The following is a 3154-nucleotide window of genomic DNA, read 5'->3' as shown; positions in this document are numbered from 1 at the left end:
GCCTCCCCTCGCGCGTAGCGGCAGCAGGGGTGGGTGGGCGGGGGAGAGCCCCGCTCACCCGCGGAGCGTCACGCGCAGTAGGTGGACTCCCGGCCGGTGATCCGGTACGGGCAGTCCGCGTAGTCGAGAAGAAGCAGCACGGCCTCCCGGTTGCGCGCCGTCTCGCGGTCGATCACGCTGCCCGGCGGATAGAAGCCGCCGCCCGACGCGGTCCTCGGGTACATCTCGAAGGTGAACGAGAAGATCCCCTGGTTGGCCCACATCCAGTCGTTGATCGAGCCGTCCGTGATGTACAGGTCGCTCGACTGCTGCGGCGTGTAGCCGTTGGTGTCGGCCAGCGCCGTGCCCAGCGCGCGGAACGCCGCGGCGTCGTCGGCGGTCAGGCCGGCCGCGGTGTCCGAGTAGGTGTAGCCGTAGGGCCACAGCACCAGCTCGCTGTAGGTGTGGAAGTCGATGTGCGAGGTGATCTGCTGCTCACCGCCGACCACCCGGCCGCGGACGAAGTTCGCGACCACCTGGGTCTCCGGCGCCGACTCGGGTGACGGGCCGCGGTAGGTCTCGCTGCCGGTGCTGCCCGAGGAGCCGCCGCAGCAGCCCCACTGGTAGTTCCAGTTGCGGTTGATGTCGGTGCCCACGTTGGTCGAGCCGGAGTTGGGCTGCCGGTTCTTGCGCCAGCTGCGGAAGCTGCCCGTGGACTCCTGGTCGTAGACCTTGCCGTCGGGGTTGACCGAGGGGATCAGCCAGACCTCACGGGTGTCGAGCAGCTCGGTGATCTCCGGGTCGGTGCCGTACTGCGTGGTCAGCTCCTCCAGCGTGTACAGCGCCATCTCGACGGTCAGGTGCTCGCGCGCGTGCTGGTTGTGGGTGAACAGGACCTCGGGCTCGTCCTCGTCCACGGTCGCGTTGGCGCTGACCTTGACGGCGATGATGTCCCGGCCCTGGTAGGAGCGGCCGATCACCCGGCTGGTGACCAGGTTCGGGTACTGGGCCCGGGTCTGGTTCACGACCGTCAGCACGTCCGCGTACGTGTGGTAGTCCGAGGGCGCGGCGGCCTGGAAGTCGTTGCGTTCGGCGGCGGTGCCCGGCAGCGCGGTGAGCTCGTAGCCGAGGTCGCGCAGCCGGGTGGCGTCGGCGGCGTCCGCGGTGATCACGACGGACGACGCGCGCACCTCGTCGATCGGGGTGCCGGTCCTGGCCAGTTCGGTGCGTTCGGCCTGGGTGTCCAGGTCGGCGACCTCGTACTGCTGGACCGGGACGGTGTCCTTCGGGCCCTCGTCCGGTGTGGGGGCCGCGCTGGCCTGGGTACCGACGGTGATGGCCAGGGCGAGGGACACGATGGCGGCCGCGGCGGTGGTCCGCCTGCCTCGTCTGGGAAGTCGCAACACATCTCCTGGTTGGTGTAGGTGCGACGAGTGGGGTGGAGCCATGCTGGCGAATCTGGCATGCCCCGGTCAATGGCGCCTCGCCGGGGCGGGCCGCGCGTCACCCCTGCCGAAACGTCGCACCCACCCGCCACACCGCTACGGACCGGACAAGAACCGTTCGGGCCGGAAACGCCTACGGTGGAAGGAGAGGAGCACGCGATCGACGAGAGGGCGGATCGGTCATGACCACCGCGACATCCCCGCAGGCGTTCTGGCTCGCCGGGCGCCCGGCGACCGGCGACGACACCCTGGAGGTCACCTCGCCCTGGGACGGCAGGACCGTCGGCACGGCGAGCGTGCCCACCCCCGAACAGACGGAGGAGGCGGTCGCCGCGGCCGCGGCCGTGGCCGACGAGTTCGCCGCCACCCCCGCCTACGTACGGGCCGCCGCGCTCGACCACGTCGTGCGGCGGCTCGGCGAGCGGGCCGAGGAGATCGCCCGGCTGATCAGCGCCGAGAACGGCAAGCCGATGAAATGGGCCAGGATCGAGGTGGCCCGCTGCACCTCGGTCTTCCGCTGGGCCGCCGACGAGGCCCGCCGGTTCAACGGCGGCACCGCCCAGCGGCTCGACGCGGACGCCGGCGGCGCCGGCCGGCTCGCCCTCACCCGCCGCATCCCCTACGGCCCGGTGCTCGGCATCGCGCCGTTCAACTTCCCGCTGAACCTCTGCGCCCACAAGGTCGCCCCCGCCCTGGCGGCCGGCGCCCCGATCATCCTCAAGCCGGCCCCCGCCACCCCGCTCTCCGCGCTGCTGCTGGGCGAGCTGCTGGCCGAGACCGAGCTGCCGGCCGGCTCCTGGAGCGTGCTGCCGGTGCCGAACGAGGCGATGCCGCCGCTGGTCCAGGACCCGCGGCTGCCGATCATCTCCTTCACCGGCTCCGTGCCGGTCGGCTGGTCCATCCGGGACTCGGTGCCGCGCAAGCGCGTGACCCTGGAGCTCGGCGGCAACGGCGCGGCCATCGTGCTCGCCGACTACGCCTCGGACGCCGACCTCGACTGGGCCGCGCAGCGCATCGCCACCTTCTCGAACTACCAGGGCGGCCAGTCCTGCATCTCCGTGCAGCGGGTGATCGCCGACACCGCCGTCTACGACCGGTTGCTGCCGCGGTTGATCTCGGCCGTCGAGTCGCTGGTCACCGGCGACCCGGCGGACGACGCCACCGACGTCGGCCCGCTGGTCAGCGAGGACGCGGCGCGCCGCGTCGAGTCCTGGGTCGAGGAGGCCACGGCGGCCGGCGCCAAGGTGCTCACCGGCGGCACGCGGCAGGGCGCCGGCTACCAGCCGACCGTGCTGGAGGGCGTGCCGCACGACGCGAAGGTCGCCTGCGAGGAGGTCTTCGGCCCGGTCCTCTCGGTGACCAGGGTGGACGGCGAGGAGGCCGCGTTCGCCGCGGCCAACGACTCTGTCTTCGGCCTCCAGGCCGGCCTCTTCACCCACGACCTGCAGGCCGCCTTCCGCGCCCACCGGGCCCTGGAGGTCGGCGGCGTGATCGTCGGCGACGTCCCCTCCTACCGCGCCGACCAGATGCCGTACGGCGGCGTCAAGGACTCCGGCGTGGGCCGCGAGGGCGTCCGCTTCGCCATGGAGGACTACACCTACGAGCGGGTCATGGTCCTCACCGGCCTCCAGCTGTAGCCACGCCGCGCGGCGCTGCGCGGGCCATGGCCCGGGGGGGTGGCCCCCCCGTCGCCGCCCCGTGTCTTTTAAACAAAGACAAACCCACCACAA

General features: G+C 72.2%; 2 protein-coding genes. One reads left to right on the top strand and one right to left on the bottom strand.

The genetic code is table 11. From position 1 onward, the window contains the following. Positions 1–68 precede the first annotated feature (68 nt). A complete protein-coding gene (locus ACFWI8_RS36195) occupies positions 69–1382 on the bottom strand; it encodes a M14 family metallopeptidase (protein ID WP_387100494.1) in 1314 nt (437 codons plus the stop codon). Positions 1383–1606: 224 nt separating this feature from the next. On the opposite strand from ACFWI8_RS36195, the gene ACFWI8_RS36190 reads away from it, so the two are divergent. After that, positions 1607–3061 carry an aldehyde dehydrogenase family protein gene (locus ACFWI8_RS36190; RefSeq protein WP_387100491.1) on the top strand — a complete coding sequence of 485 codons (1455 nt, stop codon included), beginning with the start codon at positions 1607–1609 and terminating at the stop codon, positions 3059–3061. Positions 3062–3154 lie beyond the last annotated feature (93 nt).

Origin of the sequence: Streptomyces sp. NPDC127098 (genome assembly GCF_042722465.1) — a bacterium.
GTDB classification, from domain to species: domain Bacteria; phylum Actinomycetota; class Actinomycetes; order Streptomycetales; family Streptomycetaceae; genus Streptomyces; species Streptomyces millisiae.
This window is presented reverse-complemented; position numbering and strand designations above follow the sequence as displayed.

Excerpts from the sequence above, each read along its gene's own strand:
- ACFWI8_RS36190 (WP_387100491.1), top strand. The coding sequence starts at position 1,607 with ATGACCACCGCGACATCCCCGCAGGCGTTCTGGCTCGCCGGGCGCCCG.